Source organism: Actinomadura sp. J1-007, assembly GCF_009793335.1.
Lineage (GTDB): Bacteria > Actinomycetota > Actinomycetes > Streptosporangiales > Streptosporangiaceae > Spirillospora > Spirillospora yumaensis.
In genome coordinates this window covers 1,088,066-1,102,990 of sequence record NZ_WING01000002.1, presented here as the reverse complement: position 1 = coordinate 1,102,990, position 14,925 = coordinate 1,088,066, and the positions used below count along the sequence as shown (strand labels likewise).

At 73.8% G+C, this 14,925-nt stretch carries 12 protein-coding genes and 1 pseudogene; 7 read left to right on the top strand and 6 right to left on the bottom strand.

The features are described from left to right. Positions 1-8 precede the first annotated feature (8 nt). From GEV43_RS38950 to GEV43_RS38935, 4 genes are all read right to left on the bottom strand, one after another. On the bottom strand, positions 9-1,883 hold the full coding sequence (locus GEV43_RS38950; RefSeq protein ID WP_241684204.1) for a potassium transporter TrkA: 1,875 nt from the start codon (positions 1,881-1,883) through the stop codon (positions 9-11). A gap of 66 nt (positions 1,884-1,949) precedes the next feature. Next, complete coding sequence (locus tag GEV43_RS38945; RefSeq protein ID WP_160825656.1) at positions 1,950-2,852, bottom strand: hypothetical protein; 903 nt, start codon at positions 2,850-2,852, stop codon at positions 1,950-1,952. Next, positions 2,849-3,925, bottom strand: a complete 1,077-nt coding sequence (locus GEV43_RS38940; protein ID WP_160825655.1) for a tyrosine-protein phosphatase — start codon at positions 3,923-3,925, stop codon at positions 2,849-2,851. Before GEV43_RS38940 ends, GEV43_RS38945 begins: the two co-directional genes overlap by 4 nt. A 25-nt stretch (positions 3,926-3,950) precedes the next feature. Further along, the gene (locus GEV43_RS38935) at positions 3,951-5,411 is read right to left on the bottom strand and encodes a hypothetical protein (RefSeq protein ID WP_206681582.1); all 1,461 of its coding nucleotides are present in this window, start codon (positions 5,409-5,411) and stop codon (positions 3,951-3,953) included. Positions 5,412-6,112: 701 nt separating this feature from the next. On the opposite strand from GEV43_RS38935, the gene GEV43_RS52325 reads away from it, so the two are divergent. Next, the gene (locus GEV43_RS52325) at positions 6,113-7,243 is read left to right on the top strand and encodes a hypothetical protein (RefSeq protein WP_241684203.1); all 1,131 of its coding nucleotides are present in this window, start codon (positions 6,113-6,115) and stop codon (positions 7,241-7,243) included. Then, the gene (locus GEV43_RS52320) at positions 7,135-7,380 is read left to right on the top strand and encodes a helix-turn-helix domain-containing protein (protein WP_309240246.1); all 246 of its coding nucleotides are present in this window, start codon (positions 7,135-7,137) and stop codon (positions 7,378-7,380) included. The genes GEV43_RS52325 and GEV43_RS52320 overlap by 109 nt, the downstream gene beginning before the upstream one ends. Here GEV43_RS52320 and GEV43_RS38925 read toward each other — a convergent pair. Both GEV43_RS38925 and GEV43_RS52315 read right to left on the bottom strand, forming a co-directional pair. Further along, complete coding sequence (locus GEV43_RS38925; RefSeq protein ID WP_160825653.1) at positions 7,373-8,539, bottom strand: acyl-CoA dehydrogenase family protein; 1,167 nt, start codon at positions 8,537-8,539, stop codon at positions 7,373-7,375. The two genes, GEV43_RS52320 and GEV43_RS38925, sit on opposite strands and share 8 nt — an antisense overlap. An 81-nt stretch (positions 8,540-8,620) precedes the next feature. Continuing rightward, positions 8,621-9,600 (bottom strand): annotated as a pseudogene (locus GEV43_RS52315) (serine hydrolase domain-containing protein). A 427-nt stretch (positions 9,601-10,027) separates the two neighbouring features. Between GEV43_RS52315 and GEV43_RS38910 the strand changes: the two are divergent. The 5 genes from GEV43_RS38910 (at position 10,028) to GEV43_RS38895 (ending at position 14,870) form a co-directional block, all read left to right on the top strand. Further along, on the top strand, positions 10,028-12,022 hold the full coding sequence (locus tag GEV43_RS38910) for an FAD-dependent oxidoreductase (protein WP_206681581.1): 1,995 nt from the start codon (positions 10,028-10,030) through the stop codon (positions 12,020-12,022). Positions 12,023-12,174: 152 nt separating this feature from the next. After that, a complete protein-coding gene (locus tag GEV43_RS38905) occupies positions 12,175-13,005 on the top strand; it encodes a GntR family transcriptional regulator (RefSeq protein WP_160825651.1) in 831 nt (276 codons plus the stop codon). After that, positions 13,005-13,247 carry a hypothetical protein gene (locus GEV43_RS55505; RefSeq protein ID WP_309240259.1) on the top strand — a complete coding sequence of 81 codons (243 nt, stop codon included), beginning with the start codon at positions 13,005-13,007 and terminating at the stop codon, positions 13,245-13,247. Before GEV43_RS38905 ends, GEV43_RS55505 begins: the two co-directional genes overlap by 1 nt. After that, positions 13,154-13,810, top strand: coding sequence for a sulfite exporter TauE/SafE family protein (locus GEV43_RS38900; protein ID WP_309240245.1), 657 nt, complete (start codon positions 13,154-13,156; stop codon positions 13,808-13,810). Before GEV43_RS55505 ends, GEV43_RS38900 begins: the two co-directional genes overlap by 94 nt. 190 nt (positions 13,811-14,000) lie before the next feature. Next, positions 14,001-14,870, top strand: a complete 870-nt coding sequence (locus GEV43_RS38895; protein WP_160825650.1) for an arpA protein — start codon at positions 14,001-14,003, stop codon at positions 14,868-14,870. The last annotated feature ends 55 nt before the right edge of the window (positions 14,871-14,925 follow it).

Below are 14,925 nucleotides of genomic sequence, written 5' to 3'. Positions count from 1 at the left end.
CGGGCGCGTCAGTCTTCGGCCAGGACGATGACGCGGTCGTCGGCGGCGAGGGTGAGGGGCCCGGCCTTGGCCGGGTTGAGGACGACGCCGTAGTCGGGCGGCTCGTGGAAGCGCTCGCGCACCCGGTAGCCGAGGGCGGTCTCGCCGCGGCGGGCGGCGGCCTCGATGACGGTCGCGAAGTTGGCGGTGGCGCCGGGGCGCAGGTAGTCGGCGGCGGGCTTGAGGTAGATCTCCGAGCCCTCCGGGTCGAGCAGGTCGGCGAACACGTCGTACAGGTGCCGGTTCTCGCTGAGCTGGGTGAGCATCAGGCTGATCAGCTTGTCGCTGACCACGAAGTCGTCGGCCTTGGTGACCTGCGCGACCTCCCGGTTGGCGTCGTCGTTGATCTCGCTGACGATGGAGTACGGGTCGCCGAGGCTCTCCTCCAGGTCGCGCAGGTGCAGCAGCGTGACCAGCGTGCGGGCGTCGGCGTGCTGCGGGTCGTAGCCGGAGTCGCCGAGCACGATGATGTGCTGGTACGAGCCGACGTCGAGCCGTTCCAGCCGCGTCCGGTCGGTCGGGTCGCAGCGCTCGAAGCCGACCGTGAGGTTGCGCGGGCGGCCGAGGCCGCCGCGCGGGTCGTCGCACAGCGCGGCGACGGTGAGGGACGAGCCGCGCTCCACGAACGCGTCGAGCAGCTCGATGATCTTCGGGGCGCGCTGGTTCCAGCCGAGCAGCAGGGTGCGCTCGGGTTCGGGCCGGACGGGCTCGGCGGTGGCGATCGCCTCCTCCACGACCGGCGCGGGCTCCTTCGCCAGGCGGATCAGCAGGTCGTCCTCGGCGAGCAGGATGATCTCGTCGTCGGCGCCGATCACGGTGCCGCCGGGCGGGTTGACCGACACCTTGCCGTCGGCGCCGCGCAGCCCGACCGGGATGCCGAGCTCGTACGCGCTGAGCGCCTCGCCGTAGGTGGTGCCGGCGAGGGCGGGCTCGGGCCGCATGTAGAACTCGTGGCCCTCGTAGTTCAGCAGGTCGGTGCAGACGGTGGACAGGCCCGACTGGCGGTGCGACTGGACGATGAGCTGGATCGCGATGTCGTCGGCGTCGATGACGTGCGCGGACTCGCCGCCCGCGAGCCTGGCGGCCCGCAGGTTGGCCGAGTCGTGCACGGCCGCGACGACGTGCGGGCGGCGGCCGGACCAGCGCCGGGCGCCGAGCGACATCAGCACCTTGATGACGTGGTTGTCGGCGTCCTGGACGGGCGGCGACAGCACCATCACCGAGCGGGCGGTGCCGGGGCTGACGAGCTCCAGGTCCGCGACCTTGAGGGGGTTGCCGCGGCGGCAGACGACGCGGGTGCGTCCGAGGTCCGCGACGCGGGCCCGGACGGCCTCCTCCATGTCGACCTTGTCGCGGTCGGCGAGGATCGCCACGCAGGAGCGGCGCCGCCCCTGGTTGGCCTCGGCCAGCTCGGCGATCACCGTGAAGACCTGGTCGGACCAGCCGAGCACGACGGTGTGGTCGCGCTCGACGATCCGCGACCGGCCCTTGCGCAGCTCGGCGATCTTGCCTTCCAGGCCGGTGGTGAGCACGCCGATGAGCGAGCTGACGATGAAGATGCCGCCGACGGTCGCGGCGAGCATCAGGGCGAGGAACGGCCCGGACCCCTCGTCGCCGCCCATCGTCCCGGGGTCCAGGGTGCGCAGCAGGCTGCGCCAGACGACGCCCGCCCAGTGCCCGTTGCGGTCGGCGTCGCCGGGCGCGAGCAGCACCGCGAGGCTCGCGACGACGACGATGAGCACGCCGGAGGCGAGGCCGAGCCAGCCGATGAGGGCGGGCGTGCCCCTGGACATGGTGTTGTCGAACCAGTAGCGCAGCCGATCACGCCTGCCGAACCGCGCCAACCGGACCTCCCCGAACGCCGTGCCGCCCGCCGGGGATTATTACATGAGTAGTACTTTGTCCGGGCGCTATCTCCGGTAATGGCGGAACTCGACCGTCACGCGGTTCGGCGCGACGTCGAGCAGGTGCAGCAGGGAGCCGTCCGGCCGCGGCAGGAACGCCAGGCCCTCCAGCTCCGTCCCGTCCGGAACGCCCGGGTCGAGCACCCGGGCGACCGCGCCGCTCGCCAGGTCGATCTTGTAGACGCCCTTCGCGCCGGCGTCGGACGAGGCGTACAGGCTCCCGCCGTGGACCTTCGCGCCCTGGAGGTGCCGGACGGGCTCGCTGAGCGGGATCCGCTCGATCAGCCTCCCGTCGGCGAGGCCGTACGCGTTGATCGCGGTCGCGTCGTACTCCGACGACAGGAACCGGCCGCGCTCGGCGTCGACCGCGACCCACGGCACGCCGTCGCGCTGGATCTCCTGCGGCAGCGCGAACGCCGTCCCCGTGTAGGCGAGCGACGCGGCGTCGTACACGGCGACGTACGGGTGCCGGTACGCGTCGCCGTCCTCGATGGGGGCGTAGAGCTTGCCGCCGTGGAAGTCGAGGGCGCCGATGTGGTTCCCGCCCTCCAGCGCGATCGGCCACGGGATCGCGAGCGCGTTGGCCTTCTCGGTGGTCGTCCCGTCGAGCGAGACGCGGCTGAGGCCGTACTGCCAGGAGAAGTACCAGTCGTCGCCGTCGGTGGCGACGCCCTGCGAGCGCTGGAGGGCGTCCAGGAGGTGGAACGACTGGCTCGACGTCTGGGTCCAGCTCTCCGCCGCCCCGGCCGCCCCGGCCGCGGCGGACGGGAGGACGAGCGGGAGGAGGAACGCCACGGACGCCGCCGCCGTCGCACGCCGTAGGAACGCCGCCGCCGTCGCACGCCCCAGGAACGCCGCCGCCGTCGCGCGCCGTAGGGACGCCGCCGCCGTCGCGCGCCGCCGCGTCACGGGGCCAGCATCCGGGCACGGAGGGCGGCGACGGTGGAGTCCGGCAGGCCGAGGCCCTTGCGGACGTAGGCGTCGAAGCTCCCGTACGTGCGGTCCACCTCGGCGTACGCGGCGTCCAGCCAGTTGGCGCGGACGCTGTCGGCGCCGTAGTAGGTGTTGCTGGCCAGGTAGTCGTCCGCGATCGTCCGCCGGTCCACGCCGAGCAGCGTGAGCAGGACGACCGCGCCCCAGCCGGTGCGGTCCTTGCCCGCCGTGCAGTGGAAGACGGCGGTGGCCCCGCCGGGCGTCGCGGCGAGCGAGGTGAGCAGGTCGCGGTAGGCGGCGCGGGCGGACGGCGCGTTCACCATCAGCCGGTAGCCGAGCTGCTGCTCGGCGTCCTTGGACGACCTCAGCAGCCAGGGCAGGGCGAGCAGCAGCGCGGCGGTCAGGTCGGGCCCGGACGGCAGGCCCTTGCCGAGGTCGATCAGGTCGGCGACCTTGTACGACGCCCCGGCGGGGATCCTGTCGGGGTCGTCGCGCCGCTCCACGCCGTTGCGCAGGTCCACGATCAGCTTGAGGCGCTGCGCGGCGAGCTGGTCGAGGTCGGCGGCGTCGAGCTCGCTCAGCTTGTTGGAACGGTAGAACACGCCCATCCGGACCCAGTGGCCGTCGGCGGTGCGGTACCCGCCCACGTCGCGGAAGTTGCGGGCGTGCGCCAGGTGCAGCGAACGGTCCGCGACGACGAGCGGGCTCCCGTTCGCGGGCGCGAGGCGGAAGTACCAGCGCGGGGCGGAGGGCAGGCCCGACACGGTGAGCGAGCCCGTCCCGCCGCCTGATCCGACGGCGCGTCCGGGCCCCGGGTCGGCGGGGTCGGTGACGGCGGCGACCGAGATCGTTCCGGCGTCGGGCGCCTGCCAGCCGACGGTGTAGGTGCCGTCGGCGTTCCGGGTGACGGCCGCCGACGCGAACACCGAGCCCGCCGCCACCCGCGCGGCGGGAGAGGCGGGCGACGCGGCGGACGCGGGCGGGGCGACGAGAACGGCGGCGAACAGGGCGCCGGCGACGGGGATCGCGCCGATCCTGGACGTCTTCATGGGGGGCTCCTCGGGCGGTCAGGGGTCATCGGGATCGTGCAGGGCTTCCCGGAGCAGGTGTCGACGATCTCGCCCGTGAGGAGGAACCGCGCGAGCTGGCCCATGGCCTCGGCCGAGCCGCGGGTGTCGCCGTGCGGGTCCTTCCCCTCGGTGGGCGGGACGTTGGCGGTCGGCGGCGGCGGGGTCCCGCTGTCCCAGGCGACGAGCGCGGAGCCCGCGTACGGCGAGCCGGGCACGGCCGGCAGGTCCCAGAACGGCGTGACGTCGGGCTTGCGGCCGGGCGCGAGGGCGGGCTGCCGCACCCGGACGTCCCGAGCGTGCGGGCCATCGTCTCGGTCGCGATGTTGGCCACCTGGTGGTCGCCGAACGCCTCGTGCACGAGCACCCGGTGCGCGGGCGTGCCGGGCAGCGGGTCGCGGGTGACGTGCGCGGCGTAGCCGTTCCCCTCGCCGCGGTCCCACAGCATCTGGATCAGGTTCAGCACGAGCTGCTGTTCGAGCCGGTCGGGGTGGCTGACGGCGAGCAGCTTCTCGTAGGTCGCGAAGTCGACGCTGCGTTGGAGCATCGTCCCGTAGTTGATCCCGGGGACGATCAGCGCGGACCGGCGGAAGTCCTGGGCGAGGGCGGTGAGCGCCACGCCCTGGATGCCGCCCTGGCTCGCGCCCGCGTAGGCGAGCCCGGTGCCGATGACCGGCCGCCCGTCCGGGGCGCGGAACGCGGCGTTCGCGCCGAACCCCTGCGGGTGGGCGAGCGCGCGGCCGAGGAACAGGAAGTCCAGGTAGCTCTGCTGCTGCCGGTCCGGGATGGTGTTGAAGCGCGAGACGTTCAGCAGGACGCTCGCGACGTTGAGGATGTCGCCCTCGGACATGCCGATCCAGTCCGTCGCGCACAGCATCAGGCCGTGCTCCTGCGACGCCTTGCGCAGCTTCTCGCTGTCGATCTCGTCGGCGCTGCCCATCAGCCCGTGCCCGTACAGGACGGGCTGGGCGGGCTTGTCCATCGCGGAGCGCGGCACGTTGCAGCGGAAGTTCGCCTTCTGGACGTTGCCGGGGAGCTGTTCGGGCAGGCCGTTCCGCCCGTAGTGCAGCGACGAGCCGGGCGGGCCTCCCGGGAGGTCGAGGTAGCTCGGCACGTCCACCGTCCCCTCGACGCGGCGCGCGAGGTACGGGTCCTGCTCGGCGGTGAAGTCGGTGACCTTCCCGACCGTGAACGCGGGCGCCCGCCCGCCCAGCTTCGCGAACGCGTCGTCGCGCATGTGCACGGCGCGGCCGGTGAGGTCGCGGGTGGACGCGACGGTGAAGTCCCAGGCGAGGTACAGCCCGTCCGTCGGCACGCCGCGGGCGTTCAGCTCGGCGACCGTCCGGCGCAGCGCCGCGCCGCGCGGGCCCTCGGCGCCGGGCCACGGCGTTCCCGCGAGCATCCGCCGGACGGCGGGCGACGGCCGGAGGACGTCGCCGTTCCCGTCCTTGAGGCCGCGGAGCAGCACGAGGTAGCGGTGGCCCTCGCGCAGGTTCCGCGCGGGCGGACGAGCAGCAGCCGGCGCGGCTCGGGCGCGTTGGCGTCCAACTCCGCGAAGTAGGGGACGCGCTCGCCCGTCGCGGCGTCGACGAGCGCGATCGGCGCGCCGGGCGCGAGCGAGCGGCCGATGTCGGTGATCGGCGCCGCGCCCGTCCGCGCGAGGTCGAGCCCGGGGACGCGGGTGATCAGGGCCGAGCCGGGCGAGAAGCCGTCGCCGCGGTTCCACTCCTTCGGGTCGATCGGGAGGAGCCCGGCGACGCGCGGCGTGGTGAGCGGCGAGAGGTCCACGCGCCGTCCGGTCGCGGTCGTCCGGTCCGCGACGGTGAACCAGTCGTTCGGGAACGGCAGCATGCACGCGGCCGTGTCGGACGGGTCGCAGACGTGGTCGGCGGGCGAGCCCGCGGCGGCGGGCGCGGCGGCCCGCGCGGCGGCGGCTCCGGCGCCGGGCAGCGCGACGATCGCCGGGAGCAGGGCGGCGGCCAGGGCGCAGAGCGCGCGCACGCGGAAGGCACGCGCGCGACGGCCGCGCGCGCGGAAGGCTCGGGGTCGCATCTGGGCTCCTCCTCGGGGCGTTGCCATACTGAAGCCGCCGCGCCCGATGATCCGCAGGGAAATATCCAGAGATGGGTGGATCGACCTGTGACCGCAACCGAACCCGCGAGTAACTCCGTGCTCTCCATCGCCGGCGTTCCCGTCCACGTCAGGCTGGCAACGCTCGCGCCCGAGCTGACCAGACGGCTCCTCGCCGCGTTCGCCGAGCGGCTCCCCGCCTACAGCGCCCTGCCCCGCGAGGAGCTCACCGGCGACATCGCGCGGATGGTGGAGGAGAACATCCGGCTGCTCGTGCGCGCGTTCCGCACCGGGCGGCTCCCGCCGTCCCGCGACCTGGAGGCGCTCGCCCGCTCGGCGGCGCGGCGCGCGGAGGAGGGCGTGCCGCTCGGCGCGGTGCTGTCGGCGTACCACCTCGGCTGGCGGCTCGGCCTGGACGCGCTGACGGCGGACGCGGCGCCGGACGACGCGCGGGCGCTGGTGGAGGTGCAGGGGCTGATGCTGTCGCAGCTCCAGGAGGTCGCCGCGGTCGTCGCGGACGCCTACCTGGAGGAGCGGGAGGTCATGCACGGCCAGCGGCAGGCGGGCCGGCAGGCCGTGCTGTCGGCGCTGCTGGACGGCCGCGACCCGGTCGAGGCGGCCCGCCGCGCCGGGCTGGCCCTGCCCCCGGCGTACGTCGTGCTCACCCTCGCGCTCGGCCGCCACCCCGACGAGCGGGGCCCGGAGGCGACGGCCGCGGTGGCCGCGCGCCGCAAGATCCGGCGCGTCCAGGCCGAGCTGGACCACCACGGGCGCGGGCAGGCGCTCCACACGTTCGGCCCGGACGGGGGTACCGCCCTGCTGCCGGTGGACGACCCGGACGCGGCACTGGCGGGCGGGTGGCGCGAGCTCGCCGGCCTCACCGCCCGCATCACCGACCGCGCCGGGGCGCCCGTCCACGCCGGGCCGCCGCGGCGGCGTGCGCCGCGCTGCCGGGCGCGGCCCGGGAGTCGGCCGAGGTGCTCGGCGTGGTGCTCGCGGCGCGCCGGCCGCCGGGCGCGTACCAGGTCGCCGACGTCCTGCTCGAATACCAGCTCTCGCGGCCGGGCGCGGCGCGCAGGCACCTCGCGGGACTGCTGTCCGCGCTGGACGGGCATCCCGTCCTGCTGGAGACGCTGCGCGCCTACTCCGACCATGGGTTCGGGCGCCGCCGCACCGCCGCCGCGCTGCACATCCACCCGAACACGTTGGACTACCGGCTGCGCCGGATGACGGTCCTCACCGGCCTGGACCCGGCGCGCCCCGCCGACCTGCTGACGCTCCAGGCCGCGCTGCTCGTACGGCGGGACGCGGCGTCCGGGACCGGGCCTGCCGGACGGACGCACGGGTCCCGCCGCCCGGTTACTTGAGGAGTTGGCGGGCGATGACCATGCGCTGGATCTGGTTGGTGCCCTCGTAGATCTGGGTGATCTTGGCGTCGCGCATCATCCGCTCCACCGGGAAATCACGCGTGTACCCGTACCCGCCCAGCAACTGCACCGCATCGGTGGTCACATCCATCGCCACATCCGAGGCCAGCGCCTTGCACGCCGAGGACACCAACGTCAGATCCGGCACCCGCTCCCCCGCCATCGCCCGCTCGGACTTCACCGCCGCGTGATACGTCAACTGCCGCGCCCCCTCCAACCGCATCGCCATATCCGCCAACATGAACTGCACACCCTGGAAATCAGCGACCGCCCTCCCGAACTGCCGCCGCTGCCTCACATACCCCAACGCGAAATCCAACGCCCCCTGCGCGATCCCCAACGCCTGCGCCGCGATCGTGATCCGCGTATGGTCCAACGTCGCCAACGCCGTCTTGAAACCCGACCCCTCCGCACCGATCAACCGATCACCCGGAATCCGCACATCCTCCAAGATCACCTGACGCGTCGGCGACCCCTTGATCCCCAACTTGCGCTCCTTCGGCCCGAACGACACCCCCGCATCGCCCTTCTCCACCACGAACGCCGAAATCCCCCGCGCCCCCACCCCCGGCTCGGTCACCGCCATCACCGTGTAGAACTCCGACACCCCCGCATTGGTGATCCACATCTTCGCGCCGTTCAACACCCACCCATCACCATCACGCACCGCACGCGTCCGCATCGCCGCCGCGTCCGACCCCGCCTCCGCCTCCGACAGCGCATAGGAGAACATCGCCTCCCCCCGCGCCACCGGCCCCAGATACTTGGCCTTCAGCTCCTGCGACCCGGCCAGCAGCACCGGCACCGTGCCCAGCTTGTTCACCGCCGGGATCAACGACGAGGACGCACACGCCCGCGCGACCTCCTCGATCACGATCACCGTCGCCAACGCATCCGCCCCCGCACCCCCGAACACCTCCGGCACATGCACCGCATGCAACCCCGCCCCCACCAACGCCTCCAACGCCTCCCGCGGAAACCGCCCCTCCTCATCCACCACCGCAGCGAACGGCGCGATCCTGGCATCAGCAAGCTCACGCACCGTCGCCCGCAGCAGCTCATGCTCCTCAGACGGGGCGTAGGCGGGGTAGTCGCTCATCAGTGGCCTCCGATGCTTTGACGCCAAATATTTGGATGACAAATTAAGCGGGAGCGGCGCGGGCCGTCAAGGCGGGGCCGCTCAGCAGAACGCCGTGGTCAGGACGCGGCTCAGCGCCGGTTCCAGCCTGCTCCAGTCGGGCGGCCCGGCGAGGCTCCCGACCACCGTCAGCGCGCGCCGCCCGTCCTGGAAGGCGTAGGTCGTGTAGCCGAACGCGATGCCGATGTTGCCCCAGACCGTACGGCCGCAGGGCAGCTCGTTGCGGCGCAGCCCGAGGCCGTACCCGCGCGTCGCGTCCTCCGCCCGGACCGTCCGCCTCATCTCGGCGAGCAGCCGCGGCGGCAGCAGGCGCCCGCCGAGCAGCGCGCGGAGGAACGCGTTGAGGTCGGCCGCGTTGGAGATCATCGCGCCGGTCGTCCATCCGCTGGACGGGTTCGCGGCCGTGATGTCCTCGGGCCGTCCCCGCTCGTCCGGGAAGTAGCCGTGCAGGCGCGGGCGCGGCAGCCGCGTGCCGGTCACGGGGAAGCGGGTGTGCGCGAGGCCGAGCGGGCGGACGATCCGGTCGGTGACGACCCGGTCCGCGGGCGGCCGGTGACCTTCTCGATCAGCATCCCGAGCACGATGTACCCGGTGTTGTCGTACGCCCAGCGCTCCCCTGGCGGGAAGGCGGGCCCGTGCGCGTTGGCGATGCCGACGAGGTCGGCGGGCCGGTACGTCGTCCGGTAGGTGTCGCGCACCTGCTGCGGCGTGCCGAGCAGGTCGGCCACGTAGTTGTACGTCCCGGCGGTGTGCTGGAGGAGCATCCGGACGGTGATGCGGTCGCCGTCCGGCAGCAGGCCGGGCAGGTACCGGCCGACCGGGTCGTCCAGGCCGATCCGGCCCTCGCCGGCGAGCTGGAGCGTCACGGTCGCGGTGAACGTCTTGGTGATGCTCGCGATGCGCCAGTGAGAGCGCGGGTCCGGCGGACGGGGCGAGCGGACGTCCGCGACGCCGCTGGCACCGCGCCAGACGCCGCGTTCGCCCTGGAACTCGGCGACGGCTCCGGGCGCACCCGCGGCCACCACGCCGTCGAGGGCCTTCTGCAAGGGGGACCCGGCCTCAGCGGACGCCGGCGGCGCGGCGACCGAGAGGGCGAGGGCGAGGGCGGCGGCGAGCGTCGCGGTCCGGGACAGGGAACGGTCGCGTCGGAGGATCGGCACGGCCCCCAGTATGAGCACGCGCCCCGCGCCGCGATCAAGCCCCGGCCGCGGGACGGCATAGGCCGGATTCCAGGGCGCCGCACCCGGCCACTAACGAGCCGCCAATCCTTGTTGGCAGTCTGTCAATACCGTGTTACAACCGACTCAGCACGGACGATCCGCGCCGCCGCGCGGCCCGCGGCGGCCTCCCGTGCGCACCCTGGCCAGGGCTTCCGAACGGTCTGGTCCGGACGGCTCGGGGAGGCCGGACCCCAGTGGTCCCAGCACGCTGGGACGGCAAGGAGTCGGGATGAGCGAGCACCGCGAGCGCGACGAGCGAAGGTCGCCCGGCACGCACGACGGACACGGCGCGCACACCGCGCACGGCGCGCCCGGTACGCACACCGCGCACGACGGGCACGACGGGCACGACGCACACGGCGCGCCCAGCACGCACACCGCGCACACCGCGCATGACGGGCGCGGCCAGCACACCGCGCACTCCGCGCACGAGGGGCGGGGTGTGGAGGGGAGGTCGCGGCGCCGGTTCCTGCGGGACGCGGCCGTCGCCGCCGCGGCGGCGACCGGCGCGACGGCCCTCGGCGCCGCGCCGTCCCGCGCGGCGGCGGGCGGCAGGGTGGCGGTGCTCGGCGGCGGCGTCGCGGGCCTGTCCGCGGCGCACGAGCTGGCCGAGCGCGGCTTCCGGGTCACCGTGTACGAGCGCGACACCCTCGGCGGCAAGGCCCGCAGCGTCTTCCCGCCCGGCACCGGGACCGGCGGCCGGCTCGACCTGCCGGGCGAGCACGGCTTCCGGTTCTTCCCGGGCTTCTACTTCGACCTGACCGACACGATGCGGCGCACGCCGTTCCCCGGCAACGCCGACGGCTGCTGGGGCAACCTGACGCGCGCGACCGCGTACATGATGGCGCGCGCGGGCGGGCGCGAGGACCTGACGGCGCCGTTCCCGTTCCCGCTGCCGCCGGACCCGAGGATCTACGACCTGGCGAGCTTCTCGGCGACGATCGTCGCGGGGCTCCAGACGGTCGGGCGGCTGTCGCTCGGCGAGGCGACGTTCGCCGCGCAGAAGCTGCTGGTGTACGTCACGAGCAGCGGCGAGCGGCGGCTCGGCCAGTGGGACGGCCTCACCTGGGCCGACTACATCCGCGCCGACCGCTTCTCCGACGAGTACAACAAGCTGCTCGCCGACGGCGTGATCCGCAACCTCGCCGCGACCAAGTCCAAGGACGCCAGCACGCACTCGATCGGCCTGGTCGGCGAGGCGACCGTGTGGAGCATCCTCGGCCTCGGCAACGAGCCGGGCTCGTCGGTCGACCGGGTGCTGAACGGCTCGACCGGCGAGATGTGGCTCGACCCCTGGGTCGCGCACCTGAGGCGCCTCGGCGTCACGTTCGAGGTCGGCTTCAACGTCGACTCGCTCCAGGTGTCCGGCGGGAGGGTCACCGGCGCGGGCGTCACCGACGCAAAGGGCGCCTCGTCCACGGTCTCCGCCGACTGGTTCGTCGTGGCGATGCCGTGCGAGCGCGCGGTGAGGCTGCTCAGCCCCGCCGTTCTGGCCGCCGACCCGAAGCTGGCGAGCATCAGGAGCCTGCGCACCGACTGGATGGTCGGCCTCCAGTTCTTCCTCAGGAAGGAGGTGCCGCTCGCGCCGGGCCACGTGAACTTCATGGAGTCCAACTGGGCGTTGACGTCGATCAGCCAGGCGCAGTTCTGGAAGCGCGACTTCTCCACCTACGGCGACGGGACGGTGAGGGACTGCCTGTCGGTGATCCTGTCCGACTGGTTCACCGAGGGGAACTTCCTCAAGAAGAAGGCCAAGGACTGCACCCGCGCCGAGATCGCCGCCGAGACGTGGAAGGTGATGAAGGCGCACCTCAACGACACCGGGAGGCAGGTCCTCACCGACGACATGCTGCACTCGTGGTTCATGGACCCGGCGATGGTGCCGGACGGGTCGGGCGGGCTCACCAACGAGACGCCGCTGTTCATCCAGCACCCGGGGTCGTGGAAGCTGCGCCCCGGCTCCCGTACGGGCATCCCCAACCTGTTCCTGGCGGGCGACTGGGTGAGGACGCCCATCAACGTCACCACGATGGAGGGCGCCAACCAGGGCGCCCGGCAGGCCGTCAACGCGCTGCTGGACGCGGCGGGCTCCCGCGAGTCCAGGTGCGACGTCCACGAGCTGTACGAGACGCCGCTGTTCGCGCTGGAGCGGGCGAACGACAAGGTCCGCTACAGGCTCGGCCTGCCGAACCAGTGGGACGTCCTCGACACCCGCCGGCCCTGACCCGGTGGCGTTGCGCCCGTACCCCCTCGAAACCCCCTGGCCGCGCGCCTGTGCAGGTCAGAGCAGGTGGCGTAACTCTGGCGTAACACCCGCCGGGTAGCGTGCGCGGCGTGCCGGAGACCCGTCCGGCACGCCGTGACGAGGGGGTGCCGATGAGGCGAGGGGACGCCCGCTGGGTGTCGTCCCGGCCGCGGGCGGAGCGGGCCAGGCAGGTGGCCGACGTCCTGCGCCAGCAGATCACCGCCGGGGCGTTCGAGGGCGGCGTCCTGCCGGACGAGCGCGTCCTCGGCCGCCGGCTGGACGCCTCCCGCAACGCGGTGCGCGAGGCGCTCGGGCTGCTGCGCGAGGAGGGCCTGATCGTCCGGCGGCGCGGCGTCGGCACCACGGTCGTCACGCCGAAGTACGGGCACGGCCTGGACCGGCTCGCGGGCCTCGCCGAGACGCTGACGGGGTACGGCGAGGTCACCAACGAGGTCCGGGCCGCGCGGGTCGTCCCGCGCCCGCCGGAGGCGATCGCGCAGCGGCTCGGGCTCGCGCCCGGCGACGAGGCGGTGCACCTCGAACGGCTCCGCCGCCTCGGCGGCCATCCGCTGTCGCTCGACACCACCTGGCTCACCGCCGACATCGGCCGTCCGCTGCTGGAGCGCGACCTCGCCCGCCGCGACGTGTTCGGCCTCATCGAGGAGGTCACCGGGGCGATGCTCGGGGCCGCCGAGGTCACCGTGCACGCCGTCAACGCCGACCCCGACACCGCCGCGCTGCTGGAGGTCCCGCCCGGCGCGGCGGTCTTCGCGATCGACCGGCTCACCCGCCTCGCGGACGGACGCCCCGTCGACGCCGAGTCCCTGCGCGTCCGGGCCGACCGCCTCGCCCTGCACGCCCTGCTGCCCCGCTCCCCCGCCCCGGCTCCCGGCACCGCTCCCCGCGCGGCTCCTGGCGCGGGCCCCGCGGAGTCCGGTGGCGGCGCCGGGGGGATGGGCTGATGGGCGATCCGCTGACGCTGGCTCTGCTGGCGCTGTTCGGGCTTGTGGGCGGGATCGGGATCACCGCGGTCGGGCCCGGCGGCGTGCTGCCGACGATCGGGATGTTCCTGCTGACCGGGCTCTCCCCGCCGGGGTCGCCGGCACGGCCATCGCCACCCACGTCGCGACCGGCGCGCTCGGCACCGCCGCGTACACCCGGTCCGGCCAGCTCCGCGAGCCCGAGACGCGGCGCACGGCGGTGATCCTCGCGGTCGCCGCGCTGGTCGGGACGCCCCTCGGCGTGCAGTTCAACACCGCGGTCACCGGCCGGGCGTTCGGGATCCTGCTCGCGTCGGCCGTCGCGGTCACGGGAGTGCTGGTGTGGGCGCGCGAACGGCGCGTGGCCGCCGCCGAGAAGGCCGCCCGCGCGGACGGCGGCGCGGAGACGGAGGCGGGCGCGGGGGCGGCGCGGCTGCCGGGCTGGGCGGCGGCGCTCGTCGGGCTGGGGGTGGCCGCCGCGGCGGGGCTGTTCGGGCTGGGCGGGCCGATGCTGAGCGTGCCCGTCCTGGTCGTCCTGCGCGTGCCGGTGCTGCGGGCGCTCGCCGCCGCCCAGGCGCAGTCGGTGGTGATCGCGAGCGTCGGGACGGCCGGCTACGCGCTGCACGGCGCGATCGACTGGAGGCTGGCCGCGCTGGTCGGCGTTCCGGAACTGGCGGGCGTCATCGCCGGGTGGCGGATCGCGCACGCGGTGCCCGCGCGGCGGCTCACGTTCGCGCTCGCGGCGACGCTGCTGCTGCTCGCGCCGTACCTCGCCCTGCACGCCTAGAATGGTGATATAGAACACATCGAATCACCGGAGTGACACGGCCGTCACGGGAAGTCACGAATAAATCCACAGGTCACGACGTCAAACCAGAGTTCCGCCCGAATCTGGAACGCCGCGACACCGCACCGAATTGCCAACTTCGCATGTGCTAGAACCCGTCTGAGGTTCACCTCGTGGTGAGAGGATTCTCATGAGCACATCGGAAGCCGGACCGGTGGAACAGATCGTCGACACCGGCCGCTATCCCCTGGCTGAACCGGAGGGCGCCGCCCTGCGCGCGGTGCTCGCCCGCGCCCGGCGCGAGCTGCGCGAGACCGGGTGCAGCGTCCTTCCCGACTTCATCAGGCCCGCCCTCCGGGACGAGCTGCGGCGGGAGGGCGCGAAGATCGCGCCGCAGGCGCACTACGACGTGGAGACCGTCAACGTCTACAACATCGCGGCCGACCCGGCGCTGCCCGCCGACCACCCCGGGCGCATCACGTTCGAACGCGGCAACGCCTTTGTCGCCCGCGATCTCATTCCCGAGGACTTCATCGTCCACCGGCTCTATTCGAGTGAACTCTTCCAGCGTTTCACGGCCGCCTGCTTCGACCTTCCCCGCCTGCACGAACTGGCCGATCCGCTGTCCGGGCTGTGCCTCAACGTCGTCAATCCCGGCATGGCCCACCCGTGGCATTTCGACACCAACGAGTTCACCGTCAGCATGCTCACCCAGGAGGCCGCGGGCGGCGGCGAATTCGAGTACTGCCCCGGAATCCGTTCGGCCGGATCGGAGAACTTCGGCGACGTGCGGGACGTGCTGGCCGGCCGCGGCGGGCGCCTCGTGCGCCGCCTCCGGCTGCGCCCCGGCGACCTCCAGCTCTTCCGCGGCCGCTACTCGCTGCACCGCGTCAGCCCCGTCGAGGGCGGCACGGCCCGGCACTCGGCGATCTTCGCCTACAGCGAGCGGCCCGGCGTGGTCGGCAGCGTCGCCCGCACCCGGCAGCTCTTCGGCCGCGTGCTGCCCGAGCACCTCGCCGCCGAGCGGCGCGCCGTACGCGTCGACCGCCTCCTGGACTAGGAGCTCCAGGCGAGTGATCCGAGCCCGCCCTCGATCCATCGCTTGATCCGCGCCC

Excerpts from the sequence above, each read along its gene's own strand:
- GEV43_RS55505 (WP_309240259.1), top strand. The coding sequence starts at position 13,005 with ATGGGCGATCCGCTGACGCTGGCTCTGCTGGCGCTGTTCGGGCTTGTG.
- GEV43_RS38910 (WP_206681581.1), top strand. The coding sequence starts at position 10,028 with ATGAGCGAGCACCGCGAGCGCGACGAGCGAAGGTCGCCCGGCACGCAC.
- GEV43_RS38905 (WP_160825651.1), top strand. The coding sequence starts at position 12,175 with ATGAGGCGAGGGGACGCCCGCTGGGTGTCGTCCCGGCCGCGGGCGGAG.
- GEV43_RS38925 (WP_160825653.1), bottom strand. The coding sequence starts at position 8,539 with ATGAGCGACTACCCCGCCTACGCCCCGTCTGAGGAGCATGAGCTGCTG.
- GEV43_RS38895 (WP_160825650.1), top strand. The coding sequence starts at position 14,001 with ATGAGCACATCGGAAGCCGGACCGGTGGAACAGATCGTCGACACCGGC.
- GEV43_RS38940 (WP_160825655.1), bottom strand. The coding sequence starts at position 3,925 with ATGAAGACGTCCAGGATCGGCGCGATCCCCGTCGCCGGCGCCCTGTTC.